The organism is Nocardia sp. NPDC041819, from assembly GCF_055590505.1.
This window is the reverse complement of the sequence record NZ_JBVJAP010000004.1, coordinates 252535-277999: the sequence shown is the minus strand read 5'-3', so window position 1 is coordinate 277999 and position 25465 is coordinate 252535. Positions and strand designations below refer to the sequence as shown.

The 25465-nt window shown below is 67.4% G+C and carries 26 protein-coding genes and 1 tRNA gene; 10 read left to right on the top strand and 17 right to left on the bottom strand.

Going from position 1 to position 25465, the window contains the following annotated elements; all coding sequences use genetic code 11:
- Positions 1-13: 13 nt before the first annotated feature.
- Complete coding sequence (locus ACZ6DL_RS15865) at positions 14-223, bottom strand: hypothetical protein (RefSeq protein ID WP_466051680.1); 210 nt, start codon at positions 221-223, stop codon at positions 14-16.
- Positions 224-270: 47 nt separating this feature from the next.
- Positions 271-666 carry a DNA-directed RNA polymerase subunit beta gene (locus ACZ6DL_RS15860; protein ID WP_466051679.1) on the bottom strand — a complete coding sequence of 132 codons (396 nt, stop codon included), beginning with the start codon at positions 664-666 and terminating at the stop codon, positions 271-273.
- Positions 667-978: 312 nt separating this feature from the next.
- Between ACZ6DL_RS15860 and ACZ6DL_RS15855 the strand changes: the two genes are divergently transcribed.
- Positions 979-2184, top strand: a complete 1206-nt coding sequence (locus ACZ6DL_RS15855) for a helix-turn-helix domain-containing protein (RefSeq protein ID WP_466051677.1) — start codon at positions 979-981, stop codon at positions 2182-2184.
- 242 nt (positions 2185-2426) lie between these two features.
- Here ACZ6DL_RS15855 and ACZ6DL_RS15850 read toward each other — a convergent pair.
- Positions 2427-2500, bottom strand: a tRNA-Ile gene (locus ACZ6DL_RS15850).
- Between the two features lie 241 nt (positions 2501-2741).
- On the opposite strand from ACZ6DL_RS15850, the gene ACZ6DL_RS15845 reads away from it, so the two are divergent.
- On the top strand, positions 2742-3191 hold the full coding sequence (locus ACZ6DL_RS15845; protein WP_466051675.1) for a nitroreductase/quinone reductase family protein: 450 nt from the start codon (positions 2742-2744) through the stop codon (positions 3189-3191).
- On the opposite strand, the gene ACZ6DL_RS15840 is transcribed toward ACZ6DL_RS15845, so the two are convergent.
- Together ACZ6DL_RS15840 and ACZ6DL_RS15835 are read right to left on the bottom strand one after the other, a co-directional pair.
- Complete coding sequence (locus tag ACZ6DL_RS15840) at positions 3176-3340, bottom strand: hypothetical protein (protein WP_466051673.1); 165 nt, start codon at positions 3338-3340, stop codon at positions 3176-3178. The two genes, ACZ6DL_RS15845 and ACZ6DL_RS15840, sit on opposite strands and share 16 nt — an antisense overlap.
- A 64-nt stretch (positions 3341-3404) precedes the next feature.
- Positions 3405-4400, bottom strand: coding sequence for a zinc-binding dehydrogenase (locus ACZ6DL_RS15835; RefSeq protein ID WP_466051671.1), 996 nt, complete (start codon positions 4398-4400; stop codon positions 3405-3407).
- A 75-nt stretch (positions 4401-4475) separates the two neighbouring features.
- On the opposite strand from ACZ6DL_RS15835, the gene ACZ6DL_RS15830 reads away from it, so the two are divergent.
- Both ACZ6DL_RS15830 and ACZ6DL_RS15825 read left to right on the top strand, forming a co-directional pair.
- A complete protein-coding gene (locus tag ACZ6DL_RS15830) occupies positions 4476-4637 on the top strand; it encodes a hypothetical protein (RefSeq protein WP_466051669.1) in 162 nt (53 codons plus the stop codon).
- A 312-nt stretch (positions 4638-4949) separates the two neighbouring features.
- On the top strand, positions 4950-5465 hold the full coding sequence (locus tag ACZ6DL_RS15825; protein WP_466051667.1) for a glycine-rich domain-containing protein: 516 nt from the start codon (positions 4950-4952) through the stop codon (positions 5463-5465).
- On the opposite strand, the gene ACZ6DL_RS15820 is transcribed toward ACZ6DL_RS15825, so the two are convergent.
- The 3 genes from ACZ6DL_RS15820 to ACZ6DL_RS15810 are packed head-to-tail and all read right to left on the bottom strand — an operon-like array spanning position 5466 to position 9270.
- Entirely contained in the window at positions 5466-7247 is a 1782-nt protein-coding gene (locus tag ACZ6DL_RS15820; protein ID WP_466051664.1) for an SDR family oxidoreductase, read from the bottom strand. It abuts the gene before it with no gap.
- 26 nt (positions 7248-7273) lie between these two features.
- Complete coding sequence (locus ACZ6DL_RS15815) at positions 7274-8371, bottom strand: PDR/VanB family oxidoreductase (protein WP_466051660.1); 1098 nt, start codon at positions 8369-8371, stop codon at positions 7274-7276.
- On the bottom strand, positions 8368-9270 hold the full coding sequence (locus ACZ6DL_RS15810; RefSeq protein WP_466051658.1) for a metal-dependent hydrolase: 903 nt from the start codon (positions 9268-9270) through the stop codon (positions 8368-8370). Before ACZ6DL_RS15810 ends, ACZ6DL_RS15815 begins: the two co-directional genes overlap by 4 nt.
- A 198-nt stretch (positions 9271-9468) precedes the next feature.
- Between ACZ6DL_RS15810 and ACZ6DL_RS15805 the strand changes: the two genes are divergently transcribed.
- Positions 9469-10860 (top strand): WS/DGAT/MGAT family O-acyltransferase, encoded by a 1392-nt coding sequence (locus ACZ6DL_RS15805; RefSeq protein ID WP_466051657.1) that lies wholly within the window; start codon positions 9469-9471, stop codon positions 10858-10860.
- 48 nt (positions 10861-10908) lie between these two features.
- Here the strand turns inward: ACZ6DL_RS15805 and ACZ6DL_RS15800 are convergent, their stop codons facing one another.
- Positions 10909-11805: an alpha/beta fold hydrolase gene (locus ACZ6DL_RS15800; RefSeq protein ID WP_466051655.1), complete on the bottom strand. Its 897-nt coding sequence runs from the start codon at positions 11803-11805 to the stop codon at positions 10909-10911.
- Positions 11806-11979: 174 nt separating this feature from the next.
- On the opposite strand from ACZ6DL_RS15800, the gene ACZ6DL_RS15795 reads away from it, so the two are divergent.
- Positions 11980-12723: a glucose 1-dehydrogenase gene (locus tag ACZ6DL_RS15795; RefSeq protein ID WP_466051653.1), complete on the top strand. Its 744-nt coding sequence runs from the start codon at positions 11980-11982 to the stop codon at positions 12721-12723.
- A gap of 1 nt (position 12724) precedes the next feature.
- Here ACZ6DL_RS15795 and ACZ6DL_RS15790 read toward each other — a convergent pair whose 3' ends face one another.
- A complete protein-coding gene (locus tag ACZ6DL_RS15790; protein WP_466051651.1) occupies positions 12725-13723 on the bottom strand; it encodes a YdcF family protein in 999 nt (332 codons plus the stop codon).
- 197 nt (positions 13724-13920) lie between these two features.
- Between ACZ6DL_RS15790 and ACZ6DL_RS15785 the strand changes: the two genes are divergently transcribed.
- Positions 13921-15111 (top strand): lipase family protein, encoded by a 1191-nt coding sequence (locus ACZ6DL_RS15785; RefSeq protein ID WP_466051649.1) that lies wholly within the window; start codon positions 13921-13923, stop codon positions 15109-15111.
- A gap of 83 nt (positions 15112-15194) precedes the next feature.
- Here the strand turns inward: ACZ6DL_RS15785 and mbp1 are convergent, their stop codons facing one another.
- Positions 15195-15446 (bottom strand): microaggregate-binding protein 1, encoded by a 252-nt coding sequence (mbp1, locus tag ACZ6DL_RS15780; RefSeq protein ID WP_062969707.1) that lies wholly within the window; start codon positions 15444-15446, stop codon positions 15195-15197.
- Positions 15447-15689: 243 nt separating this feature from the next.
- Between mbp1 and ACZ6DL_RS15775 the strand changes: the two genes are divergently transcribed.
- The 3 genes from ACZ6DL_RS15775 (at position 15690) to ACZ6DL_RS15765 (ending at position 18862) form a co-directional block, all read left to right on the top strand.
- Positions 15690-16085: a DUF6010 family protein gene (locus tag ACZ6DL_RS15775; protein WP_466051646.1), complete on the top strand. Its 396-nt coding sequence runs from the start codon at positions 15690-15692 to the stop codon at positions 16083-16085.
- A gap of 601 nt (positions 16086-16686) precedes the next feature.
- Complete coding sequence (locus tag ACZ6DL_RS15770; RefSeq protein ID WP_466051644.1) at positions 16687-17595, top strand: SGNH/GDSL hydrolase family protein; 909 nt, start codon at positions 16687-16689, stop codon at positions 17593-17595.
- 13 nt (positions 17596-17608) lie between these two features.
- A complete protein-coding gene (locus ACZ6DL_RS15765) occupies positions 17609-18862 on the top strand; it encodes an acyltransferase family protein (RefSeq protein WP_466051642.1) in 1254 nt (417 codons plus the stop codon).
- Here the strand turns inward: ACZ6DL_RS15765 and ACZ6DL_RS15760 are convergent.
- The 6 genes from ACZ6DL_RS15760 to ACZ6DL_RS15735 all read right to left on the bottom strand — a co-directional run bounded on the left by ACZ6DL_RS15760 (position 18829) and on the right by ACZ6DL_RS15735 (position 25447).
- Positions 18829-20070: a serine hydrolase domain-containing protein gene (locus ACZ6DL_RS15760; protein WP_466051640.1), complete on the bottom strand. Its 1242-nt coding sequence runs from the start codon at positions 20068-20070 to the stop codon at positions 18829-18831. The genes ACZ6DL_RS15765 and ACZ6DL_RS15760 overlap by 34 nt on opposite strands.
- Entirely contained in the window at positions 20070-22127 is a 2058-nt protein-coding gene (locus tag ACZ6DL_RS15755) for a YVTN family beta-propeller repeat protein (protein ID WP_466051638.1), read from the bottom strand. Before ACZ6DL_RS15755 ends, ACZ6DL_RS15760 begins: the two co-directional genes overlap by 1 nt.
- Before the next feature lie 11 nt (positions 22128-22138).
- Positions 22139-23137, bottom strand: coding sequence for a protein phosphatase 2C domain-containing protein (locus tag ACZ6DL_RS15750; protein WP_466051994.1), 999 nt, complete (start codon positions 23135-23137; stop codon positions 22139-22141).
- Positions 23137-23808 carry a vWA domain-containing protein gene (locus tag ACZ6DL_RS15745; RefSeq protein ID WP_040865669.1) on the bottom strand — a complete coding sequence of 224 codons (672 nt, stop codon included), beginning with the start codon at positions 23806-23808 and terminating at the stop codon, positions 23137-23139. The genes ACZ6DL_RS15750 and ACZ6DL_RS15745 overlap by 1 nt, the downstream gene beginning before the upstream one ends.
- 62 nt (positions 23809-23870) lie before the next feature.
- On the bottom strand, positions 23871-24134 hold the full coding sequence (locus tag ACZ6DL_RS15740; RefSeq protein WP_466051636.1) for a hypothetical protein: 264 nt from the start codon (positions 24132-24134) through the stop codon (positions 23871-23873).
- 8 nt (positions 24135-24142) lie between these two features.
- Entirely contained in the window at positions 24143-25447 is a 1305-nt protein-coding gene (locus ACZ6DL_RS15735; RefSeq protein WP_466051634.1) for a hypothetical protein, read from the bottom strand.
- Positions 25448-25465: the final 18 nt, after the last annotated feature.

The following is a 25465-nucleotide window of genomic DNA, read 5'->3' as shown; positions in this document are numbered from 1 at the left end:
TTTCCCCTTGGTGTTAGCGCTCGAGGTACAGCCGTTCCCCCGGCAACCTCGGCAACTTGTCGGTTACGCCCTTAGCCACGGACACGCCGTCCGTGTGATGCCGTACCCCTTCGTCTTGGACGAAGATCAATGCGGCAGTCAGGCACGCCGCGAAGTGGAGATGTAAGCCGCGCAGCCGCACGACGAGATGCACGTCCGGTTCGGTGGGCATGGGGGAAGTCATCACATGCCCCGTTCCCGGAACCAGCGGGCCGTTCCGGCTCGTCGCTGTCAGGCATACGCCACTGCCCGCCGACGCTGCGCCCTCTTCGCGGCCGCAATGTCGCGTATCGCCCGGACGATCACCCACCCGGACGGTCGAACGTGGCTGTCGGGGCGAATGATCCACGCACGGAACGCGGTCCCGCGATCGGCTGGACTGGGCAGCGCGATCGTTGCGCCGTCACGCATGATGGACACGTTGAACCGGAACATCTCAGCGAACAGCGGCACATCGTCCGGCACGTCAGGTCGAATGATGAACGTCCAACGCTTAGACCGTGGATGCGACAGGATCGGCCCCAGCTTGTAGCCCCCGTTCTGCATCCACACCTTCACGTCATGCCCCAACACGGCGGGCATCGTGATAGCCCACACCGGGCCGCAGCGGGCCACGATCCGACCCACGTGGGGAGGGTCCACGACAGCGGGTATGTCGCACACGTTCCGGTAGTAGGCACAGCGGGACATCGGCGTGTCCCCAAACGCTTCTCGGTGCATCGTCCTCCCCTGCTCGCACTCGTCGGTTCATGTGCGCCCGGCCCGTCTTGCATTGCGCGCAAAGGTGTTGGGCCGCAACTACACCAACCGGACGCCACTCAACATCAACACACGCGAACGCCCCTGAGCAGGACTAAGCTGTTTTCAAAACGACAGGGGCACATTTGAAAACACATGGGTGGGTGTGAGATGCCGTCAGCAAGTCGACCATTGTGTGGGATGGAACCAAACAGAACCGGCCGTACGCTTCGGCAGCTACGGACCGAACGCGAAATCACCCTGCGCGAGCTTGCGGGGCAAACGTTCTGTGACCACTCCCAGCTTGCGAACATTGAATCGGGCCGACGATGGCCGAAAGATCGCGGATGGGCTGAGCGCGTTGACCGTGCACTGAACGCAAGGGGAGCGCTGATCGCGGCATGGGACGCGGATCAAGCCGAGCACGCCCGTCGTGAGGATACGTTGCGGATGCTCGACCAGGCGCGGCGCGAGTCGGAAGCCTTGCTCGCCACCCCGGACGCGGCACCGCTGGACGACGTCCAAGACGGCATCATTGATGTCGCACGTAACGCACGGTTCGAGTCCTACGACCGAACACTCTGCCGCGCAATCGATATTCGCGCGGAGTTGATGCGCCGAATCAAGCTGGGTGCGCACCGGCCGGACGAGATACGGGAACTCTACGTAGCTCTTGGCCGCGTGTGCGGTGTGCTGTCGTATTTGACGCTCGACCTGGGGCAAGCAGACACAGCGCGCGTGCATGCACAGGCGTCGTTCCAACTGGGTGACCGTGCGGAGCACAACCAGTTGAGGGCGTGGGCGCGCGGCACGCAAGCGTTGGCGTTCCGGTTCGTGAAGGATTTCGAAAGCGCACGGGACGCAGCTACCGATGGACTGAAATACGTCACCCACTCAACCGGCACCGCCGAACCCCGCTTGCTGTGCGGGTTGGCTGCGTCGGTGGCGAACCTGGGTGATTCGGCGCGGGCACTGGAACTGCTCGACCAGGCGGAGCGCGCACGGGAAGCGGCGGGCCCAGACGAGATACCCGGCTTGTTCACGTTCACCCCAGCGAAACAGATTTACTATCGCGGGTTCTCGCTCATGTGGGCGGAAGATAAGAAGACTCTCCGAAAATCCATCAAGGCATCCGAGGACGCTATCGCGGCGTGGCAGGTGCAGCGCTCCCCCGGAGACGAGATGCTTTCACAAATCTATTTGGCATCCGCGAGTGCGCGTCTCGGAGATTTGGACGGCAGTATTGCGGCTGTGGCGCCGGTACTCGAGAACCCGATCAGCGCGCATTTTTCCTGGGTGCGTAAACGTCTGAACCAGTTGGAAAGGCTACTCTCCGACCATTTCCCGGATTCTACTGTTGCGGGCGACATGCGCGAAACTCTGGAGTCCTACGTTCATTCGGCTTGATTCGGCCCCGGAAACGAGAAGATTTTCTTACACGTTGACCACGGCCACAACAACTCCCGCGAGAGAACTGGCGTGCTCATGGGGCATGCGTCGATCGACATCGCGAAGAAGCGGTACGGGCATTCGGCCAATCCGGTTGGGCCTGGCGTGCGCGCCATTCTGAACGCTGGTCCGTGCGCAGTGAGGCACTGGCCCTACGTGCGAGTGCGGAAGCCGGGCAGAAGCGGCGTGAGGGGTTGTTGTGCGCGGGGCGGGGCTCGAACCCGCAACCAATCGATTATGAGTCGACGGCTCTAACCTATTGAGCTACCCGCGCTCCAGGATGAACCTACCAGGCGCATCCCAAGGGGGACGATAGCGCACGGTCCCATATCTATCCCACGGATATAGGTTGACCTGCACTTTCTCGTGGATATGAGTCCACGGCTCTAACCGACTGAGCTACCGCCCCGTGCCGCGGTTACCGCGAGCGTTGTGGATGCTACCGGGTCCTGAGGGGTGGAAACCAGTCGCCTGGCTTAGGGTGGAGGCTTCGGAAACTTACTGGAGGGTCAGGTATGGCCGGTCTGTTCACGAAGGTGCTGAAGGCGCATCAGTGGGTGTACGAGAACAGCGGCGGGCTGGTGGGGCATCGGCTGCTGCTGGGGAATCCGACGCTGCTGCTGCGGACGGTGGGGCGTAAGTCCGGTGCGCAGCGGACTTCGGCGCTGACGTACGCGCGCGACGGCGGGGACTATCTGGTGACGGCGTCCAACGGCGGGTCGCCGCGGCCGCCGGGGTGGCTGGCGAATCTGAAGGCGCGGCCGGAGTGCGAGATCCAGGTCGGGCGGCGGAAACTGACGGTGCGGGCCCGGGCGACGTTGCCGGATGATCCCGAGTACGCCCGGCGGTGGGCGCTTGTCGACAAGGTGAACAAGGGTCGCTACAGCGCCTATCAGAAGCTGACCAAGCGGCCCATCGCGGTCGTGGTGCTGACGCCGGCGCAGCGGGGTCAGTCGTCGCGATAGTCCTCGTCCCAGTCGTCCTCGTAGTCGTCGGCGCCGTCGCGGTCGTCCCATAGCTCGGCTTCCTTGGGTGGCCGGCTGGCGAACGCCACGACAGCGACGACGAAGCCGAGGACCACGATGACGATACCGACGACGAGCAGAGTCTCCACCCCGGCACCCTAGCGCCGTCGCCGGGACCTCGCACTACGTCAATTGTCCAGTTCGCCGCTTTGTTCACACTGTTAACAAAGTGCGCCCCACAGCCGCTCGGGACTCGATGGCGGCATGCGCCCGATGGGCTTCGTCGAGCGGGAAGGTCTGGCCGATGACGACCTCCAAGCGCCCCGCGGCGACCTCGTCCTGGGCGCGCCTGGCCAGCGCCTGCCAATCGACATCCGAACCGGTGATGTCGAACAGCCCGTAGACGGTGACACCGCGCGCCGCCGCGTCGTCCCGGTCCAGTGTGGCGAATTCACCTGCGGCAGCGCCGTATCCGAGGAAGCGCCCGCCGTCCGCGACGACCGTGAGTGCGGCCTCGCCCAGCCCGCCGCCCGCACCGTCGAGCACCACGTGCGCGCCCGCTCCCCCGGTCGCCGCGCGCGCCTCGGCCACCCAATCGGGCGCGGAGTAGTCGACCACTGCGGTCGCGCCGAGCCGCTCGGCCAGTTCCAGCTTCGTGGCGCCACGCGCTGCGGCGACGACGTTCGCGCCCGCGGCGCGGGCGAGTTGGATCAACAAGACGCCCAGCCCGCCGGCCGCGGCGGTGATCAGCACCCATTCCCCTGGTTGGACAGCGGCGCGGTCGAACACGGCGAGCGCCGTCCTGCCGTCGTGGGTGAGCGCGACGGCCTGCGCCGGGGTCAGCCCCTCGGGCAAAGCCACCAGCGTGTCCGCCTTGGCCAGTGCTTTCTCGGCGTATCCGCCGATCGGCAGGCCTCCGCCGATGCCGCTGGCCGCGGTGGGCGTCGACACTCGCTTGCCGACCCAGGACGGATCGACGCCGGGACCGACCGACGCCACCACACCGGCGATCGCGCCGCCGGGCACGTAGGGCAGCTCGATCGCGAAGAAATCGGTGCCCCAGCCGGAACGCAGCCGAGTGTCCAGGAACATCACATCCGCGGCGGCCACGTCGACGACCACCTCGCCCGGCCCGGCCGTAGGCTCCGGCAGTTCCCGCACCGCGAGCACCTCTGGCCCACCGAACTCACTGGCTTGTACAGCCCTCATGACACACCCTTCGTCGTTCCTTGCGTCTATCGACGAAGATCAGCATGGAACCTCAAGGCATGTTGAGGTCAAATCGTGCGTCAGGAACCGCCGCCGCAGCTGGAACTGCTGCCCCCGCCACAACTGGAGCTACTGCCCCCGCCGCAACTGGAACTGCTGCCGCCGCTGCAACTGGAACTGCTTCCCCCAGCACAACTACTACCGCTCCCCCCACCGCAACTATTGCCATGGTGGTGATGGTCGTGGTGATGGTGATGTCCGCCCCCGCAGCCGCTCGGCTGGTCGAACCCGCCGATCAAACCGGCACCGCCGGCCGCCCAGAACGGATCGGTGGAACCCCCCTCGTGATATCCCCCGCTTCGATTCCCGACGCCCCACCCACCATACGGGGGCGGCGGCAGGAACCGGTTGCGCTGCGAGCGGATGACGACGACCACGATGATGATCGGAACCGCCACGAGGAGCAGCACCATCAGAAGAATGAACAGAAGGATGAGTGCGCTCATGTCAGAACGGTAGCGGCCCCTCGGCGCGCACGTACAGTGAACTGTGGTGAACTTCAGGTTCCGCAGATCTCCGGCGCGCGAGATCGACCTGGCGACCGTGCGCGCCGCGGTCGACGCGCTGGAACTGCCCGAGGCCGTCTACAAGACCTGCCCGTGGCAGCCGCGGGAATTGGTGGACAAGGGATTGCGGCAGTGGCTGCTGTGCTGCGGCGCCGCCATGCGGGACGACCAGGTGATCGGCATGCCGTCGCACGCGGTGGACGAGGCATGGCACGGGTTCATCCTGTGCACCAAGCGCTACGCGGAATTCTGCGCGACCGCCTACGGCCGCTTCCTGCACCACTTCCCGGAAGGCGCCGGGCCGCCGGTCGATTCGCACGGCAGCATGGCGGAGCAGCTCGGACGCACGGTGGTGGCGTGGTCGTTCGTGGCGGCTCCGGGCGAGGAATGCGTGCTGTGGGATCTGGACCGCCGGGTCGGCGTCGAGCAGCCGTGGGGCGTCGAGCCCGAGCGAGTCGTGGCCGTGGAGGCCGAACTCGCCCGTGCCCTCGCCTCCTGATCAGGTCAGCTTCACCCGCGCCGCCAGGAATCGGACGAGGGCGGGCGCGAGCCGCCCGAAGTGGTATTGCAGGTGGGCCTCCGGCGTCACCGGCACGACGCTGCGATCGCCCTCGATGGCGCGCACGATCCGCTCGGCCACCTTCTCCGGGCCGTAACGCCGCATCCGATAGAGGCTGTCGTAACGCTCCTGCTTGCGCCGCTCCTCCTCCGCGCTGACACCGGAGAACCGAGTGCGCCGCACGATGCCGGTGTGCACGATGCCGGGGCAGATGGTGTGCACCGAGATCCCGCGCCCGGCCATTTCGGCCCGTAGACAGTCGGAGAACATGAACACCGCCGACTTGCTGGTGGAATAGGCGCTGAACCCTTGTTGCGGACTGTAGGCGGCCATGCTCGAGAGGTTCACGATGTGCCCGCCGAGGCCGCGCTCGGCCATGGCCGGGCCGAACGCGCGACAGCCGTTCAGTACGCCGCCGAGGTTGATCCGCATCACCCGGTCGAATTCCGCCGCCGACGTCTCGAAGAATCCCCCGGCCTGTCCGATTCCGGCGTTGTTGATCAGGATGTCCGGCACGCCGTGGGTCTCCAGCACTGTCTCGGCGTGCGCCCGCATCTCGTCTTCGTCGGCGACATCGAGCGGATAGGCATGCGCCACACCGTGTTCGGCGGCGATCAGCTCGGTGGTCTCCTTCGCGGCGGCGAGATCGATGTCGGACACCACGATCTCGGCCCCGCGACGGGCCAGGGCGAGCGCGGTCGCGCGGCCGATACCGCTGCCCGCGCCCGTGATGACCACCAGCTGATCGTCGAACGGCCGCCCGGCGCGCCCCACCTCGGCGCGGCGAAGCGTCCGGGGCGCCGCCGAGCCGCCGAGCGTGTCGATCAGTTCGGTGGTCGCGGTGGCCAGCAATTCCGGATGCGAGAACGGCATCCAGTGCCCGGCGGGCACATCCCGCCGCCACAGCCGCCCGGTCCACTTGTGTTCGTCGTCGAATCCCGCGGGCCGCACGGCGACGTCGCGTCCGGCGACGATCAGCTGCACCGGCACCTCGGTGTGCCGCTCGCGCGGGGCGAGCATGCGCCGCACGATGTTCGCGCGATAGATCAACAGGCCGTCGACGATGTCGGTGCGGAAGGTCGGGCCGAGCCGCACGTTCGACGGCGCGGTCTCGTTCATGATCGATACCACCCGCTGCCATACCCGTTCGGTCCCGGCCAGGCCGAAGGCGGCGCGCGGCAGCCCGGGAGTCATGAAGAAGAAGGTGTAAGCCGACGACAGCAGCTGGGTGAACGGCTGCCACACGTTGCGCGGGGTCGGACGGGCCAGCCGGTTGCGGATCCACTTGCCGATGTGGTCCAGGTTCGGCCCCGACACCGAGGTGAACGACGCGACCCGAGTGGCGGCGCGCGGCTCGCACACCGCTTCCCACACCTGCACCGAACCCCAGTCGTGGGCGAGCACGTGCACGGGCCGGTCGGGGCTCACCGCGTCGGCGACCGCGTAGAAATCCGCGGCCAGGCGATCGAGCCGGAAGTCGGCGGTGCGCCGGGTGCGGGTGGAACGGCCGTGCCCGCGGGTGTCGTAGGCGACGACGTGGAATCGCCGGGCCAACCGCGGTACGACCGCGTCCCAGAGGTGATGGGTGTCCGGCCAGCCGTGCACCAGCACGACGGTCTCGGCGGCCGGGTCGCCGTATTCGTAGACGGCGAGGTCGAATTCACCGCTGCGCACGGTTCGTTCGATCACGGGGAGTTCGGCGATTTCGGTGGTGGTCATCATTCTCCTTGGCCGATCGGGAGGCCGGATCACAGATCGAGCACGAGGCGTCCGCCATCGGCGCGCGAGACGCAGACGAGCATCGCGCCCGCCTCGCGTTCGGCGGCGGTGAGCACGCTGTCGCGGTGGTCGGGTTCGCCGGCCAGCACCCTGACCTTGCACGTGCGGCAGAAACCCTGCCTGCACGAGTACGGACGGTCGGGCCGGGACGCGAGGATGGCGTCGAGCGCGGTGCGCGTCGCGCCGACCTCGACGACCTCCCCGGTGGAGGCGAATCGGATTTCGAACGGCTTGCCGTTCACGATCGGCGGCGGCGAGAACCGCTCGGAATGCAGTTCCACGGACGGCATTTCGCGCACGGCGGCGGCGATCACGGCGATCATCGGCGCCGGACCGCAGCTGTAGATCGCGGTATCGGGACCGACGCCGGGCAGTAGGGCGCCCGCGTCGGGGAGCCCGTGCTCGTCGTCGGTGCGCACCACGACGCGATCGCCGAAGCCCTCGATCTCGTCGAGGAACGGCAGTGTCGCGCGGTCGCGCCCGGTGTACACCATCGACCACTCGATGCCGAGCCGGTGCGCCAGCCTGGCCATCGGCAGGATCGGCGTGACGCCGATGCCGCCCGCGACGAAATGCAGTCGCGCCGCCGGAGATCCGTGACCGGGCACGGCGAAGGGGAACGCGTTACGTGGACCGCGCACCACGATCGGCGAGCCCACCGGAAGGCAGTCGTGCACCTCCACCGAGCCGCCGCCGCCTTCCGGGATCCGGCGCACCGCCACCCGGTAGGCGCGGACGTCGGCCGGGTCGCCGCACAGCGAATACTGGCGCAGGCGGCCGGATGGCAGTTCGAGGTCGAGGTGGGCGCCGGGGCGCCAAGGCGGCAGCGCGCGTCCGTCTGGGGCGGCCAGCCGCAGGCCGACCACGTCTTGGTCGTGCGCCTCGATCCGGCGTTCGGTGACCACCAGCGCCATCCGCCGGTCGTCCACCTTCGGACGGGGATCGCGCCGGTTGACCAGCGTGGTCCAGCGCAATCGCGCCGAGGCGACCGCGTCGAACACCCGCACGGTGCGATCGACGTCGCGCCTGCCGAACAGATCCGCGGGCAGCTGGTCGGGGACGGTCACGAGGCGATCGCCCGCGCCGCAGGGGATTTGGCCAGGTAGGCCACCGCCTGGGCGGTGGAGCCGACCGTCTCCGGGTGGTAGCCCGGCTCGAAGGTGCTCAGCGCGCTGCGCAGCAGCGAGGGGACGCCGGGCAACGCGCCGCGCAACATCGCGCCGAAGACTCTTGCCAGCAACCGGGGGTAACCGAGATCGGGCAGATCCCGGTCCTGGTGGACCAGGAACTTGGTGCCGCGCACCACCAAAACCAGGAAGATCGGGAACACCAGCAGCATCAGCCCGGCGCGCCGCAGGTAGCCGGCACCGAAGTAGACGGCCACGTCATGCGCCACGTGCCGGTGCTCGACCTCTTCGGCCCCGTGCCAGCGGAACAGGTCGGCCATGCGCGGGTCGGCGCCGAACCGCTCCAGATCCGCGTTGAGCACCCAATCGCCGAGGTAGGCGAAGAAGTGCTCCAGGCAGGCGATGAAAGCAAGCCGCTCGACCAGCACCTGCCGCTCGGCCACGCCGTCCACATCACGCGGCCCGAGTGTCCGGCGGAACAGGTACTCGGCCTGCCGCAGATAGGGCTCCGGATCGATACCGTGCACAGCGAGCACCTCGTGCAGCACTTTGTCGTGTGTCTCGGCGTGCATCGATTCCTGACCGATGAACCCGAGCATCGCCTCGCGCAGCTTCTCGTCTCGCACGTACGGCAGCGCTTCGGCGTACGCGGCGCAGAACATGCGCTCGCCTTCGGGCAGCAGCAGATTGAGCGAGTTGATCAGGTGCGAGGCGATGGGTTCGGTGGGCATCCAGCGCAGCGGAGTGTCCGACCAGTCGAAACGCACGTTGCGGGCGTGCAGCGCCACCGCGCCCGGGTCGGTGTCGGGCCGCCGCCCTGCCCTGCGAAGTAGCTTCATCGATACTCCTCGATCCGCACGCGTCCGCACTCGGCGCGCGTTTCCTACATATCCGTAGCAAGCATCATACACATATATGGAACCTTCGGTAACACACAAAGCGGCTACCCGCCGTTGTACGGTGGTCTCACTTCGCGACAGTCGTCACACCGGCCGCGATCGCCACAAAACTAGAACATGTTCTAGTAGGCTTTTGCTATGGAACGATTGACCGGATTGGATGCCAGCTTTCTCTACTTGGAAACCGGAACCCAGCATCTGCATGTGTGCGCGCTGCTGATCCTCGACCCGTCGTCGGGTGACTACTCGTTCGAGGGCTTCAAAGCCGAATTGGCCCGGCGGATTCCGCTGATTCCGCAGATGCGCCGTCGCGTGTACGAGGTGCCGTTGAATCTCGACCATCCCGTCTGGGTGGAGGACGCGAATTTCGACCTCGACTACCACGTGCGCCGGATCGCGATCGCGCCCCCGGCCGGGCGCCGGGAACTCGCCGAACTCGTCGGGGACATCGCCAGCCGCCCCATGGACCGCGATCGGCCGCTGTGGGAGATGTCGGTGGTGGAAGGCCTCGACGACGGAAAGGTCGCGGTGGTCTGGAAATACCACCACGCCGCCGTGGACGGTATCACCGGCGCCAACCTGATGATGCACCTATGCGATCCGGAACCGGGCGCCACCAAAGAGGCCCCCGACCAGCAGTGGCGCCCCGACCCGAAACCGAACGACTGGCAACTGCTCGCCGAAGCGGTGGTGAAGTTCCCGACCCGGGCGGGCATCGTCGGCATGCTGCCGAAAACCGTCGGCATCGTCGCGAGCTTCGCGCAGCGCCGCCGCAAGAACAAGGCGGGCATGGCGGTACCGTTCTCCGCTCCCCGCACGCCCTTCAATCTCGCCATCACCCCGCATCGCGCCGTCGCGTTCACCGACGCCGAACTCGACGCCATCAAGGAGATCCGCTCCGCGTTCGGCGTCAAGGTGAACGACGTGGTGCTGACCGTCGTCGCCGGTGCGCTGCGCACCTATCTGGCCGGACGCGACGAATTGCCGGATCGCTCGCTCATCGCCTCCGTGCCGGTGTCCGTACATGAGTCGACCCGGCACACCGCGGGCGTCAACAAGGTTTCCGCGCTGTTCGCGACGCTCGGTACCGACATCGCCGACCCGGTGGAACGCTTGCGCGAGGTGGCCGAGGCCAATCGCGGAGCCAAGGAAGAGCACGAGGTGATAGGTGCGGACTTCCTGCAGGACTGGTCGAAATACGCTCCGCCGAACACCTTCCGGCTCGCGGCGCGGATGTACTCGTCGCTCAAGCTGGCGGAGGTGCACCCCGTGGTGCACAACCTGGTGGTGTCCAACGTGCCCGGTCCCCCGATGCCGCTGTACTTCCTCGGCTTCCGGGTGGACGGGATGTACCCGTTCGGGCCGGTGTTCCACGGCGCGGGCCTGACAGTGACCGTGCTGTCGAACAACGACAAGCTGAACTTCGGTTTCATCGCCTGCAAGGAATTGGTGCCCGACATCGGGGCGCTCACCGACGCCGTTCCCGGCGTGGTCTCCGACTTGCTCTCCGCGGCACGGACATCGGGCTGAGTGCCGCTCGACTGTCCGCCATCGCCGCCGGACAGGACCGAGCACCCGTCAGATCTTCGCCGCGACGGCCTCGCAGGCTTCGAGCAACACGGGGACGAAACGATCGGCCTCGAGCACGCAACACGCATGCCCGGCCGCGACACGGTGCATGCTCGCCCCTGGGATCATGGTCGCCATCTCGACCTGCCGGTAGACCGGTACCGCCCGGTCGCGGGTCGTGACGACCACGGCGCTCGGCATCGTCAAGCTCGGCAGCCACGCGGTCGCGTCGAAGCGCCCGACCGCGGCGAGCACCTGGGTGAGCGCCCAACCACTGGTACTGCGGAACTCGCCCAGTGCCCAGCGATCCAATCGCCCCGGCGTCCAGGTGACCACCGGAAGTTCGGGCAGACGCCCCGCGAGCTTCTCGGCCCGGCGGTAGGAGTAGGGCCCCACGGCGGCGGCGAAGGCCGCGAACGTTCGGTGAAAAGCGTGCTCGCGCCATTTCTCGCGGAACCGATAGGGCGTCGCGCAGAGCACCAGGCCGCTCACCCGGTCCGGATGGCGACGCGCCGCCAGCAGGCCGACGATCCCGCCCAGCGAGAATCCCGCGCAGATGGCCCGGTCCAGTCGCAGCGCGTCGAGCACGGCCACCACGTCGTCGGCGCAGTCCTCCAGGGTGAACCGCTCGGAGCGGATGCCGCGACCGTGCCAGCGCTGGTCGAACAGGATCACCCGGTACCGCTGGGCAAGCGCCGCCAGCGACGGGAACCAGGTGAGGTACGCGGTGCAGGCCGTGGCGTGCAGCAGCACGAGCGTGGGCGCGTCCTCCGGGCCCGGGATGTCGACCACGTAGGTCCGGCCCCGGCCCGGCAGTTCGACCAGGCGGCCACCGGGCACCTCGGCGATGTCGGGCACCCGGAAACGTCCACCGAACCGCGTCGCGCTTCGGCCGGGGTTCGTCATGACGCACCTCCCGAGCGGTCACACCGAGGCAATTTTAGAACGCGTTCTACACGATCATGACACATCCGCGCGCGACTCCCGAGCGATTACCTGGGTTACTGTCGCGAGACGCGCCGACACAAGGAGCATCTCTGTAACGTGTTACAGACAGATCGAGAGACGGAGGTACCCCGGATGGGGCGGTTGACCGGCAAAGTGGCGTTGATCAGCGGCGGAGCGCGCGGCATGGGCGCGGCGCACGCCAGGGCCCTGGTCGCCGAGGACGCGCGCGTGGTGCTGGGCGACGTGCTCGACGACGAGGGCGCCGCGGTCGCCGCGGAACTCGGCGACCACGCCGTCTACGTCCACCTCGACGTGCGCGAGCCGGGCGACTGGCGCAAGGCCGTCGACGAGGCGGTACAGCGGTTCGGGTCGCTGAGCGTCCTGGTGAACAACGCGGGCATCGTGAACGGCAACCTGCTCGTCGCGTTCGAGCTGGCCGAATGGCAGCGGATCATCGACATCAACCTCACCGGCACGTTCCTCGGCATGCAGGCCGCCACACCCGCGATGATCGAGGCGGGCGGCGGCTCGATCGTCAACATCTCCTCCGTCGAGGGCATGCGCGGCAGCCCGGGCCTGCACGGCTACACGGCCACCAAGTTCGCCGTGCGGGGGCTCACCAAATCCACCGCGCTCGAGCTGGCGCAGTACAAGATCCGGGTGAATTCCGTGCATCCCGGTCTGATCCGCACTCCGATGACGGAGAACATCCCCGAGGACTTCTTGCAGATCCCGCTCGGTCGCGCCGCCGACCCGGCCGAGGTCTCCGCGCTGGTGACCTACCTGGCCAGCGACGAGTCGTCGTACTCCACCGGCGCCGAGTTCATCATCGACGGCGGTCTGACCGTGGGCGTTCCGCACAAGAGCTTCGGCTGAGTCATCGGCCGGTGGCCAGCAGCACGAGGGGTGGCAGCGCCACCGACGCGAGGCCCATGAGCACGTTGCTCCACTTGTAGGCCACCAGCAGCGCGGCGAATTCGCGCAGGAAAGCGCTCGGCAGGTAGTAGAAGGCGGTCCTGGCGCCCGTCACCTCGGCATCGAGGCGGAGGCGGCGCGCCAGGATCGCCGTGCGCAGCACGTGGAAATTGCTCGTCACCAGCACCATGCGCGTGGTGGCGCCGCGCTCGCCGAGCAGCCGCTTGGTGAAGAGCAGATTCTCCTCGGTGGTTTCCGAGCGATCCTCCAGCACCACGCGGTCTTCGGGCACCCCATGGCGGATCAGGTAGTCCGCCATCGCCGACGCCTCGGAAACCTCCTCATCGGAACCCCTGCCGCCACTGGCGATCAACAGCGGGGCGCGTCCCATATCGGCTTCGCCACGGTAGACCTCGATCGCGCGATCCAGGCGCGCGGCCAGCAACGGCGGCACCTCGCCGTCGACCAACCCGGCGCCGTGCACCACGATCACGTCCATCTCGGGGCGATAGGACAGCAGGCCGTAGCAGAGCGAGTACAACAGGAACGCCGCGAACAGGAAACCGACGTAGCTGATCGCCATCGTCAGCGAGGCCAGCAGCACTACCAGCCAGCGATTCTCGGTCACCAAGGCGAGAGCCAGCACCACGTAGGGCACCAGCAGCCCGAAGCCGAGCCCGAGCGGTAGCAGATTCGGCAGACGCCACCCCTCTCGACGCACCAATTGCGCGCCGTTGGCGATCGACAACCCGGCGAGCACCAAGACCAGCAGCGGCGACAGGAGCACCAGCAGCGGTGCGAGCACCACCGGCAGATCCCCTTCGGCGACCCGGCCCACCGCCCACGCGCCGACGAACCCCGCCCCGAGAAGCAGCAGCACTCCGTGTCCCAGCCGCCTGCGGTCCCTGCCGAATCGCACCGCGAACACACCGAGCAGGACCACACCGACCAGCAGAAGCACCGGGCCACGGTAGCCGACCGCGGGACGGCGCGCCCCTGCGTCGACAAGCGGCGCGGCTACCTCGGCTTTTTCCGATCGTCCCCTACAGTGTGCAGGTCCGGGCACCGGTCAAAGCGACCGGCGGCCGGGAGCATTCGACTTCAGCACACCAGCGTTACGGAACAGCACGTCGTGATGAATGGGAGTCGTCGAAAACCATGCTTCGATTGGTCATCGCCACCGCCGCGGCCGCGCTCTGCGTGATCACACCGCAAGCCGCAGCGCAGCCGATCTATCCCGCACCCGATCCGGATCCGTTCTACGCCACCCCGGCCGACCTGGATCGCGCCGCACCCGGCGATGTCCTCGCCGTACGGCAGATGCCCGCACTGCCCGTGTTCCCGGGCTCGACGGTCACGATGATCAAGTTCCGCTCCACCAACTCCGTGGGCGACCCGATCGCGGCCACCACTACCGTGCTGACTCCGCCGAATCCCGCCCCCGGTAGGCCGCTGCTGTCCTACCAGCACATCATCAACGCACTCGGCACCCAGTGCTCGGTATCCCGGGTGCTCTACACCAGCGATCCCAACCTCGCGGTGCGCGAAGCACCCGCGCTCAACGGCCTGCTGCTGCGCGGCTGGTCGGTCGCTCTCCCTGATCATCTGGGCCCCACCAGCGCCTACGGCGCCGCGAAACTCGGCGGCATGATCACCTTGGACGGTTTGCGCGCCGCCCGGCGGGTCGCGGAACTGGGACTGGCGGACAGCCCGATCGCCCTGCTCGGCTACTCCGGCGGCGGCATGGCGAGTTCGTGGGCGGCCGCGCTGGCGCCGACCTACGCGCCGGAACTGCCGCTGGCCGGGGTGGCGGCGGGCGGGGTGCCGATGAATCTGGTCAAGATGATCGAGGGTCTCGGCTACGCGCCGCACGCGGCATTCGGCCTCGCCTTCGCGGCGGCCCTCGGACTGGAGCGGGAATACCCGGCACGGCTGCCGGTGAGCGAGCAACTGAATTCGGTCGGATTGGCGGTCCGCAACAGGATCGCCGACAGTTGTACGAACGAGATCCTCTTGGCGGGCGCCGGGCGCGGCATCGTGGACGTCGCGGCCTCGAATTCGCTGGCCGACGACCCTCGCGCTCGCGGGGTGCTCGAGGAGAACAGTCTGGAACTCTACGAAGGTATTCCGGCCGTGCCGCTCTACCAATGGCGCGCGGAGAACGACGCGCTGATCCCGGTGGAGTCGGTCGATGCCACGCTCGGGCGGTATTGCCACGCGGGCGTGCGCGTGCAATACGAGAAGTTCCTCAGCCCGGACCATTTGTCCGCCGCCCTACTCGGAATCCCGTCCGCGCTCGATTGGTTGGACGCGCGCCTGCACGACGTGCCCGCACCGAGTAATTGCTGAGGGCGGCCCGGTCGGCGGCAATGCACCGCCGACCGGGAACGGATCGCTCCGCCATTCCGCCACATCGAATCTCGCGGCGGGAGCTAGACGTCCTTGCCGCTCTCGTACGCGTTCTGCCGCGCCTCGTCGAGATCCGCGTCCGCACGCGCCTTTTCGGCCTCGGCTTCCTTCTGCGCCGCGTCCCGCTGGGATTCGGCCTTGTCCTGCTGGGCGCGACCCTCTTTCTTCAGGTTCTCGTCACCGGTGACGACGCCAGCGGCTTCCTTCGCCTTCCCCTTGATGTCCTCGACGACACCCTCGACAGCTTCCCGGGGTCCGCTCTGATGCTCCGGCATCACATACCTCCCATTGATTAGTCGGCTGACATCCGCCGCATACCCGTCCCCGACGTCATCAATCGTCCTGTGACTCCCACCACCTGCCACATCCACAACCGCCAGACCCCGTCATCCGACGGAGAGGACTGCGCCGTTTGGCGAATTCCCGGTGGGACGTGGCTCGAATGCCACTGGGCGGCAACGGGCCTCGTCGATACATTCGAGTCGCCGAAGGCCCTGCTCACAAGGAGTCCGCCGATCATGAGTTATGTCGCGCCGATACTGATCGGCGTCCTGTACGCGCTGGCCATGTCGGCGATTCCCGAGCCGCATCGCCGCCGTTTCAACGCCGTCATGGTCGCCGGCGCGGGAGCCGCGTACCTGAGCGGAGGCGGATTCGGCGGCTGGGAGTTCGTCTTCACCGCCGCCGTCACCTACTGCGCCTACCGGGGCCTGGAGTCCTGGACGTTCATCGGCATCGCCTGGCTCCTGCATACCGCCTGGGACCTGCTGCACCATCTCAAAGGCAGTCCCATCATCCCGTTCGCGCACGACTCTTCCCTGGGCTGCGCGATCTGCGATCCGGTGATCGCCGCCTGGTGTCTCTACGGCGGACCCTCGCTGTTCCGTCTGCGCGGCGAGGCCGCCGTTTCCTGACCTCTGCCGGCGTGGGTGACCTGACGGATGCCGCGTCGAGTTGGACGAGTCACTTCCCGCTACTACGCGTAAATCGCCGGACGACCGGCCGATCAGTATCCAGAGCGCGGCTCGAAGCCGGGGTCGGGGAGAGAGGGCGGCTCGGCCGGCGGCGGCTGCACGGGTTTCGGCTGCGGCGCGGGCTGTGGAACCGGTACGACGGGGGCCTCCACTAGCGGCGGAGCAGCGGCTTCCGGTACGGCAGCTTCCGATGTGACGACCTCCGGCACTGCGGCTTCGGGCACTGCGGCTTCCGGCGGCCGGTTCGCGGCTTCCGAAACGGTCGGCGGCGCGGGCTCCGCGACCGGCGCCGGATCCGTAACCGACGTCGGCGAGACAGCGCCGACAGGCGACGGCTCGGACGGCTCGCCGCACCCACCGACCGCGAGGGCGGCGACACCGGTCGCGATCAGCAATCGACGAGTTCCGAATCGGCTGGTGCGCACGGTGCCAGGCTATTCGTGCACCCCGTCGAGGGCAGTCCTCCGTTCGACCGACAGCGGCGCGCGGCGCGGCGACGCGATACTGGATCCTCCTGTGCCATCGAAAGATTGGGTGTGTGATGAGGTCGCTCCGAGGGAGGTCCACGGTCACCGCGGTACTCGCGGCGGTGTCGTTGGCCGTCCCGATCCCTGGCGCGACCGCCGTCGCCGATCCGGCCGGCGGGACCGCACTGGTCGTTCTGGGCGATTCGTTCACGGCGACCGCTCCCGTCCTGGGCCACGCCGACGACGGATGCACCCGTTCGCCCTCTTCCTGGCCGAACCAACTCGCGGCGGCGACACAGCTGTCCGGGACGGCCCGATTCCTCGACGTGTCCTGCAACGGTGGCACGATCGACACCGGCAACGGCTGGACTCTGGTGCATCAGGCACGGAAGGCGTTCGCGCGGGGTGGTTTCGGGCCCGGCACCCAGGTCGTCCTGATCCAAGCGGGACTGAACGACGTGTGGGGCAACTCGACCGGAACGGCGTTCCCCTCGACCGACTGTCTACTCAATATCCTGGCCGGGTGCGGGTTCGACGCCGCCGATCAGAACCGGCTGCCCGACTACCGCGCGGTGACCGGCTCCGGTTACGCCGATCGGGTACGCGAGGTCGTCACGTTCGTGCGTTACTACGCACCGAAGGCCAGGGTGGCACTCGTGGGGTATCCGGAAGTGTTCCCGCCGGGACAGTCGACCGCGTGCATGGATCTCGCTGTGGCCGGACGGGTCGTCCAGCCGCGCGCGGAAGGCTATATCGCGTACCTGGATCGAGTCCAGGACGCGCAGCGGACGGCCGCAGGGCTGTTGGGGATCGAGTTCGTCGACGTGCGCGCCGTCACCACCGGGCACGCCAGTTGTTCGGACGATCCGTGGATCAGCGGCCTCGCCGGCGCCGACTCACCGTTCGACGGCGCTCCGGTACATCCCAACGCGCGGGGCAACGGCGTCGTCGCCGACCGGATGCGACAGCAATTCGGGCTCTGAGCAGGCCTCGCCCATGCTGCCCGACCACCGTCCAGGCACCGAACTGCCCGCCCTCACCGGCGCTCGATGGTGGGCGGCCTTCGCGGTATTCGTATTGCACGCACTGGTATTCCTTCCGGTCTACCCCTTCCAGAAGTCACAGCTGTTCCGCACCATCCACGGCTTCGTTCCCATGCAATCGGGCGCGGCAGGGGTGACCTTCTTCTTCGTGCTGTCCGGCTTCGTCATCCACTGGTCGTGTCGCGACGGTAAGTCGGTCCGGCTGTTCTATCGCCGCCGGATCCTGAAGATCTACCCGACCCACCTGGTCGCCGCATTGGTATTCGTCGTCGCGGCGGGCGTACCGCTGGCCCGTCCGGTGGTGTGGGCGCCGAACCTTCTGCTGGTGCACACCTGGGTGCCGAAGTGGACCACGCTGGGAGGGCTCAATGTGCCGTCCTGGTCGTTGTGTGCGGAACTGCTCTTCTACCTCAGTTTTCCCCTTGTCGCACCGGCTGTCGCCCGGATTCCGCGGCGCCGACTGTGGTGGGCGGTCGCGGCGGTGCTCGTCCTGATCCTCACCTTGCACACCGGCTTCTACCTCTGGGCCGACGGGCCAAAGGGAATCGCCAACACCTTCGCTCCGAGGCTGCTCCGGGGTGAGGTCTCCCCCGAGTTCGAAATCCACGCCTCACCACAATGGTTCGCGCAACGCGATATCCCGATTCCGCCGTCGTATTGGCTCAGCTACCTTTTCCCGGCATCGCGACTGCCCGAGTTCTACTTGGGAGTTCTCGCCGCTCGCCTGGTCGCCGAAGGGCTGTGGCGCAACACCCGGCCGGCCATGCCGCTGACGGCGCTCGCGCTCGGCTACGCCGCCACCTGGTTCGTTCCGGTGAACTACAAGATGTCGGCGCTGCTGGTGGGACCGATGGCGGCGGTGGTGGCCACCCTGGCGACCCGCGATCTCGCGGGCGTCTCCGGTCTCAACGCCCGCCGCCCACTGATCTGGCTCGGTGACATCTCCTACGCGTTCTACATGATCCAGTTCCCGGTCATGGTGATCATCACCCGGCTGTTCATCGGCGGCCGGCGATACTCGATCGGCGGCTGGGCGATGTGGGCGACGGTCACACTCATGGCATCCATCCTTGCCGCGGCAGCCATCTATCACGGCATAGACAAGCCCATCATGAACCGTTTCGCCGGACGATCGGCCCGCGAACGCAGACGCTCGGCCATCGCGACTCCGAATCATCCACCGATCAGCGTGCGGACGAAGCCGTAGGCGATCTCGTTCGCGGGCCTTCCACCGGCGGGCCCGTCGCGCAACGTGCACAGCACGATGATGGTGATGTCCGTGACGGGGTCGTAACCCATGAACGTCTGAAAACCCGGAATGGCCCCGTCGTGGCCCATCATCGGCCCGAACGACTCCAGCCCGAGACCGTAATGGATGCCCGCCGGATCGCTCCTGTTCAGCGGAGCCGCACTGTCGAGGCGCTGCCGCTGGAGCGGGGACCCGAGCAATTCGTCGCCGCCGACCAGCTTCCGGACGTAGGCGGCCAGGTCTTCCGCGGTCGAGATCGCCGCTCCCGCGGCCCCGATCCACGAGGGATCGAGATTCGTCACATCGGTCGGCAGCAAGGTGCCCGCTCGGGCTGCCAGGACTTCGTCGTCCGGCAACCGCGGCGACGCGAGCGCCTCGACGTTGGTGCCGTACAGGTATCCACGCGGTGACGGCGCGGGCAGGGATGCGTCACCGGCGACTGGAAAGGACGTCTTCGCCAGGCCGAGCGGGCGGAAGATCCGATCCATGAGCAACGAGCGGATATCCTCCCCGGTGATCTGCTCGAGCAGCGACGCCAACAGGATCGTATTCGTATTCGAATAGCGGAACTCCGCGTCGGGTTCGAAATACGGCGGCGACGAGAAACCCAGCCGCAGGAGCTCTTCGGGCTGCCATGTGCGCCCGGGATCCACGTCCATCGCTCGCGCGAGCCGCGGCGCCTCGTTGTAGCTGAACAACCCGCTGCGCATGTTCAGCAGCTCGGTGATCGTGATCCGCGCGCCGTTCGGAACGCCCGGCCGGTACTTCGACACCGGATCGTCCAGTGCCAGCTTGCCTTCCCGGACCAGTTGCAGTGCGACGGTGCCGACCATCGTCTTCGTAGTCGAACCGACCCGGAAGAAATCGTCCACCGCGATCGGGTCGTCCTGCCCGATGGTCCGCGTCCCGAACGCCTGACGCCAGACGGTGTCCGGTGTGCGCACGTAGACCACCGCGCCGGGAACGAGCATCGAATCGAGAACGCCGCGCACGATCGGCTCCAGTCTCCGGCCGAGGGCAGTCGATTCACTCGGTCCCGCGGGCGACTCGTGCGTGCCCGGCTCGGTTCCGCTGCCCGCGACGACAACGGTCGCGTACGCGACGACCACCGCCACACCGAGCCGTGACCAGCGGGTTCTCCCCTTGTGGATGTGGTGTATCGGCATCAGTCACCGATCACGGACAGTGTGCCGTCAGTGAAATTCGTGACATAGACGTTTCTGGTGGCGGGATCGACGACGACCCCGTGCGGGCGGGCCCCGACCCGGATCGAATTGCCTGCCTTGCCGGTCCGGGTGTCGATCGAAGAAAGGGTGTTACCGGTACGCGCGTCATCGAGACCGTGATTGGTGACATACACCGTCCGCCCGGGTTGATCCACCGCCACACCGACCGGCCCGAGCCCGACGCGCAGCGTCGCGGTGACCGCGCGGGTTCGGATGTCGATCACCGAGACGGTGCCGTCGGCGTGATTGGTGACGTACGCGGTTCGCGTATCGGCGTCGATCGCCACACCCCACGGCTGGTTGCCGACATTGATGGTGGCGACCACGGCCGACGCGACGGGGTCGATGACCGACACCGTGTGATCGACCGCGCCGGGCGGTCCCGCGTTGGCGACGAAGACGCCGCGCGTACTGGGATCCACGGCCACGCCATAGGGATGGCTGCCGACCGGGATCGTCGCGGTGACCACCCTGGATCCGGTGTCGATCACCGACACGGTGTTCGCCTCGAAGTTCGTGACGAAGGCGGTGTGCGCGGCGGAGTCGACGGCGATGCCGTACGGTCCCGCACCGACCGCGATACTTCCGACCACCGCCCGGCTACGCGTATTGATCAGGGATACCGAGCCGCTTCCGGCATTGGTGACATAGGCGATGCCCGCTGCCGCGTCGATCGCGACCGCGGCCGGTTTCACCATGCCCGGCGCGGTGACCGACGCGGCGGCGGACGTCCGGGTATTGATCACCGAAACCGAGTTGCCCGCGCTGTTGGTGACGAACACGCTTTCGGTGTTCGGATCGACCGCGACGCCCCACGGTTGCGCCCCCACCGCGATCGTCGAAGTCACCGTCGCCGGAATCGCCGCCACGGCCGGCGCCCGGTTGCCTGCCGGGCTCGGATTGTTGCCCCCCGACGTCTTGCTGGTCAGCAAGCCGACCATGACGAGAACGACGGCTATCCCGGCGATCACTTTCACGCGCGTCGAAACGCGCTGGTAGAACGGGCGGCGGCCAGTGGGCCGAGGCGGAGCCGCCGGTACGGGTGGTAGTACCGGCGCACCGGCCCCGCCGGTGGGGGCGGGGCCGCGCCATGGTGGTGTTCGTGGTGGTGGCGATGGCGTTCGGGTCGTCGCGTGGGTGGCCGCGTCGGTGAGCGCCGGAAGCCAGTCCGCCGGGCGAGGCCGCTGCCCCGGCGTGGCGGACAAAGCCGCGTCGACGAGCACCCGGACCGCACTCGGCACGGCGGCGGGCAACCGGTGCGGATCGCGGGTGCTCTGGTCTCCGGCCAGCAGCCGCAGGACGAGCAACCCGAACTTGTAGGCATCCGATTGGGCGGTTGCCAGTTCCTCTCCCGGATTGATCACCCGGACCTCCCAGTCCGGAGTCTCGACCTGCGCGGATACCGACCGGGAGCGCAGTCGCATGGCATCGCAGTCGATGAAGTACACCTTCCGGTCCGGCTGCAACGAGAACAGCAGGTTCTTCGGCGACAGGTCACCGACCGCGATGTGGTGGCGATGCAGAATCGTCAGCGCCTCAGCGGCGTCCGCCAGCAATTCGTAACGGTGCCGTTCGGTCAAGGGGATGCCCCGCCTCACGAGGAAGGCGTCACCGTTGAGCAGGTGCTGGAACTCCGCGGTCTTCGACTGCACCGCCGAGGACATGGTCATCTTGACGAAGAACTCGTCCGGGATCGCGGGCATCACGAACCCGGTCACCTGCGTGGAGTTGTCCGCCTCCACCAGCCGGCACGGCCACGCCACCCGGGAGAGCAGATCCATGCCCTCGGCGAAGGGCAGCGATTCCAGATAGGCAGGCATCTCGTCCAGCACGTCGACCGAGACGCTGGGCAGCACAGCGGGTTTGTACTCCTTGTACACCACCGCCTTCGCGTATCTCATCCGCGCACCGGGGGCGCTGTAGACCACCCCTTGACCGCCGGAAGCCAGTTTGGTCAAAGGGCCCAGCTGACCGACCTTCACTCGCTGCTGTGTCACTGCCCGTCCCGTCAGTTCTCCCTCGGCCAGATGGCCACCAATGTGCGGTCGTCGTCGAAGGTCTCCCGCGAGAAATCCAGGGCGTGCGCGAATTCCAACTGCGACGGCACTCGACCGGCGAGCACCGAGGCGAACAACGCGCCGACTTCGCCGTCGCCGCTCCCGAGCGGATCCCCGAATCCGTCGGTCCCTACCAGCAGCACCTGACCCGGCTCGACAATCACCGAGATGGGCTCGACTTCGTTCGGAACCCTGGGCAGCCCGCTCACCGCGGATGACGTCAACCCGGAGCCGGAAGCCGGCTTACCGCCGAGCACCGGAATGAAACTCGCGCCCGAGAGCAACCACACACCGGAATCACCGACCCCGGCCAGCGTCGCCGACAACCCGCCGTCGGCGTGCTGCTCGCACACCACACACGTCAGCGTCGTCGCCAGCGCTTGCTCGGCTTGCTCGGCATCCGCTTGCGGCAGCGACAGGACGGCAGCCGCCCGCTCGGTCAACATCCACGCGGTGTTCTGGAACAGCGAGTGCCAGCCGATGTCGCCGAGCTCCTGCGCGGGCTGCTCTTCCAGCCACTGCGTGGCGTAGCGCACGGCGGTGGTCGAGCCGATGTGCGAATGCCGCGCCGCCGACACTCCGTCGGCTACGGCCACGATCAGTCGTTCCCGATCCGGCGCGGCGGTGACGGCGAAATCGTCCTGGCGCGGGGCACCGTTGTACCGGTGCAGATATCCGCGCACCGAAGCCGCGCGGATCGTGAACGGACCGCGCGACCATCCGTCGATCATGGTGTCCGCGCGGTACGGCGTCCTGCCGTATTCGTCGCCGACGGCTTTCGGCTCGAACGCCGGTGTGGGATCGCCGACGACGATCGGCGCGCTCGACGACCGGCTCGGTAGGGCTGAGGCGCTTTGCTCAGTTGCCGGTTCCGGATTCGCGACATCGATCGTGTCCGCCGGCGAGGAGTCGTCCGGCACGTGCTTGTCTCGCTTGCTCAGAAAGCGCATCACACCGTGTCCACCGCGAGCGAGACGAAGTTGTCCGGCTTCTCCACCTGAAGCGTCGCCTGGCCCGTCGCCAACGCCTGGCCCGAATTGATCACCGATTGCGTGAGCGCGGTGATGAATTTCGAGATCGCGACGCCTGTGTCGGTCCCGGCGGCGGTGATGAACGCGTAGTTCGGGCTCGTGGCGACCCGCCTGATAACGTTGGCGTCGGCCTGACCGATGCCGAACGCGAGAATGTTGGGACGCGCCGCGAAACTTGTCAAGCGCGCGTGTTCGCTCTCCCAGCCGTCTCCCGGATTCGGCGCACCGTCGGTGAGGAAGAACACCGCAGGCCGGTTCACCAGATAGCCGTCGGATTTCAGCGCTGCGATATCGCGCGGTATCCGATCGGTCAATTCGGCGAATGCCGCCGCGAACGACGTCGAACCACGAGCCCGCAGTTCCGGCATGGCGTCCAGATGTCGCAGATCGGTGGGCTCCAGATAGCAGACCGCGGTGTCGGAGAACCCCAGCACACAGAAACGTACCTTCGCCGCGGCCATGGATTCACCCTGCAAGGTGTCGAGCAGGCTGGTCAGGCCCGTGTTCAGATCCGCTACGTCGTCGACCATCGAATACGATTCGTCCGCGACGAAATACACCGGAAGAATCGTCGCCTTCGGTTCACTCATTCGGTGCCACTCCCTTTCACCTGCCACCCGGGCGTGCCAATGCTACCTTTTCCTACGAGAATTCACTGTCGGCCGTTCAACCGACAAACACGTTCGGCGCCGACAATTTTCCGCACGCGTGCCGGCTGTCCCGGGTCGAGCCATCCGAAGAGAATCAGCGCCACGACTGCGACGGCTATACCGATACCACCGATCCCCATGACGATGTCGCTATTCGTGAGATACCCGATCGTCAGCGCGGGCAGGCCGATGCCACCGGCATAGGAAATAATGGCGTGACCGTAATCGGCTGGCACCGAAAATGCGATGAGTCCGACAACACCCATTTCGCACGTCACCGGTCACGCAAGGCAGAGATGGTGACGAGGGCCAGCGACAACCCGATGGCTACGGCGATACTCCAAGCGAAGGCGGTCGCGCTCGGATCTGTGAGCACAGCGGCGCCGCTGAAGGTGACGGCGAAGGGCAGGAGCAGAAACGAGATGACAGCGATGGTGGTCTGATTGCGGCGATCGCGGTCCTCGGACACCCGATGCCGCTCCTCGCTGCGGCGCCTGCGTGCCTGCGCTTCGGCGATCGCCTCGTCTTCCAGTCGAGCGCGACGGGCTTGCAGATACCGGGAGATGTCGTCCAGGTCCGCCACGACCTGTGCGTAGAGGTCGGTCATCCGATGCTGGTTCTGGAAGGCGCGCAGCACGTCCGCGACTTGCGCCCCACGCTCGGAGATGTTGTTCCACCACAGCTTCGCGCGGGTGTCGAGGATCTCGGCTTCCAGCGACTCGACCGGCCCCGCGCCGGTGCGGTCGACCCGGATGTCCGCGATCCGATCCGCGATGCGGTGCAAGGCGTTCAGTTGCAGTGAGCCGAGCAGAACGGCGTCCACATGGATCGACCGCACGTAAGCGCGTGCGACGGTGTGGAATTCGGTGGCGTCGGTCGACGTCAGTGCCGTGTAGGTCACGCCGTCGCGCAGCACCAACGCGCGCCAATCCCCCGACAGATGGACGACGTCAGCGAAGATCCTGGGATCGCCGGGGTCGGGCAGGCCGTCCGCCACCGACGTGCCGGACGCCAGAAACCACTGCCACCGCTGCAACGTGGACCAGGAACCGAGTGCCGCCGGATCGGAAATCGGCTCCGGCATCGAATCGTTCGTCCAGCAGAGGTGGCTGACGACGCGAGGCCTCCCGGGCCCGAACGACACGTCGTCGACAAGGCTGGACAACCATCGGCGGCCCTCCCCCCGCACCTCGGTGAGTTCGGACAACACGTCGACCGGCTGCTTCGACAGCTCCACATGCGCGACGGCGTAACCGCCTTCTTCGCCCAACAGCAATTCCCAGCCGTGGACGATCGCACCCCGCCGGTCCGGCGGCTCACCGGTCGTCCGTCTGTGCCAACGGCCGGTGGGCGCCACCGAGTCCGCCGCGCCGTACAGCGCGTCGTGCACGCGGGCCGAGAAGTACGCGGTCCGGGCGTTTCGGTCGGCGACCACCGCTTCGCCCCCGCGGCCGACCGCGGCACCGGCACTCGGGATCGGCACCGGGAGCGGGCCGGGGAACCAGCCGCAAGCCGATGGCATTCGATCGGCCTGCCAGCGCACCCGAAAGATCAGGCACGCGAATACGTCAGCGGCCACGATTTCTCCTGAGTCCAG

Coding starts and splice junctions, on each gene's coding strand:
- ACZ6DL_RS15865 (WP_466051680.1), bottom strand. CDS start 223: ATGACTTCCCCCATGCCCACCGAACCGGACGTGCATCTCGTCGTGCGG.
- ACZ6DL_RS15855 (WP_466051677.1), top strand. CDS start 979: ATGGAACCAAACAGAACCGGCCGTACGCTTCGGCAGCTACGGACCGAA.
- ACZ6DL_RS15845 (WP_466051675.1), top strand. CDS start 2,742: ATGGCCGGTCTGTTCACGAAGGTGCTGAAGGCGCATCAGTGGGTGTAC.
- ACZ6DL_RS15835 (WP_466051671.1), bottom strand. CDS start 4,400: ATGAGGGCTGTACAAGCCAGTGAGTTCGGTGGGCCAGAGGTGCTCGCG.
- ACZ6DL_RS15820 (WP_466051664.1), bottom strand. CDS start 7,247: ATGATGACCACCACCGAAATCGCCGAACTCCCCGTGATCGAACGAACC.
- ACZ6DL_RS15810 (WP_466051658.1), bottom strand. CDS start 9,270: ATGAAGCTACTTCGCAGGGCAGGGCGGCGGCCCGACACCGACCCGGGC.
- ACZ6DL_RS15805 (WP_466051657.1), top strand. CDS start 9,469: ATGGAACGATTGACCGGATTGGATGCCAGCTTTCTCTACTTGGAAACC.
- ACZ6DL_RS15800 (WP_466051655.1), bottom strand. CDS start 11,805: ATGACGAACCCCGGCCGAAGCGCGACGCGGTTCGGTGGACGTTTCCGG.
- ACZ6DL_RS15795 (WP_466051653.1), top strand. CDS start 11,980: ATGGGGCGGTTGACCGGCAAAGTGGCGTTGATCAGCGGCGGAGCGCGC.
- ACZ6DL_RS15785 (WP_466051649.1), top strand. CDS start 13,921: ATGCTTCGATTGGTCATCGCCACCGCCGCGGCCGCGCTCTGCGTGATC.
- mbp1 (WP_062969707.1), bottom strand. CDS start 15,446: ATGCCGGAGCATCAGAGCGGACCCCGGGAAGCTGTCGAGGGTGTCGTC.
- ACZ6DL_RS15775 (WP_466051646.1), top strand. CDS start 15,690: ATGAGTTATGTCGCGCCGATACTGATCGGCGTCCTGTACGCGCTGGCC.
- ACZ6DL_RS15770 (WP_466051644.1), top strand. CDS start 16,687: ATGAGGTCGCTCCGAGGGAGGTCCACGGTCACCGCGGTACTCGCGGCG.
- ACZ6DL_RS15765 (WP_466051642.1), top strand. CDS start 17,609: ATGCTGCCCGACCACCGTCCAGGCACCGAACTGCCCGCCCTCACCGGC.
- ACZ6DL_RS15760 (WP_466051640.1), bottom strand. CDS start 20,070: ATGCCGATACACCACATCCACAAGGGGAGAACCCGCTGGTCACGGCTC.
- ACZ6DL_RS15750 (WP_466051994.1), bottom strand. CDS start 23,137: ATGCGCTTTCTGAGCAAGCGAGACAAGCACGTGCCGGACGACTCCTCG.
- ACZ6DL_RS15745 (WP_040865669.1), bottom strand. CDS start 23,808: ATGAGTGAACCGAAGGCGACGATTCTTCCGGTGTATTTCGTCGCGGAC.
- ACZ6DL_RS15740 (WP_466051636.1), bottom strand. CDS start 24,134: ATGGGTGTTGTCGGACTCATCGCATTTTCGGTGCCAGCCGATTACGGT.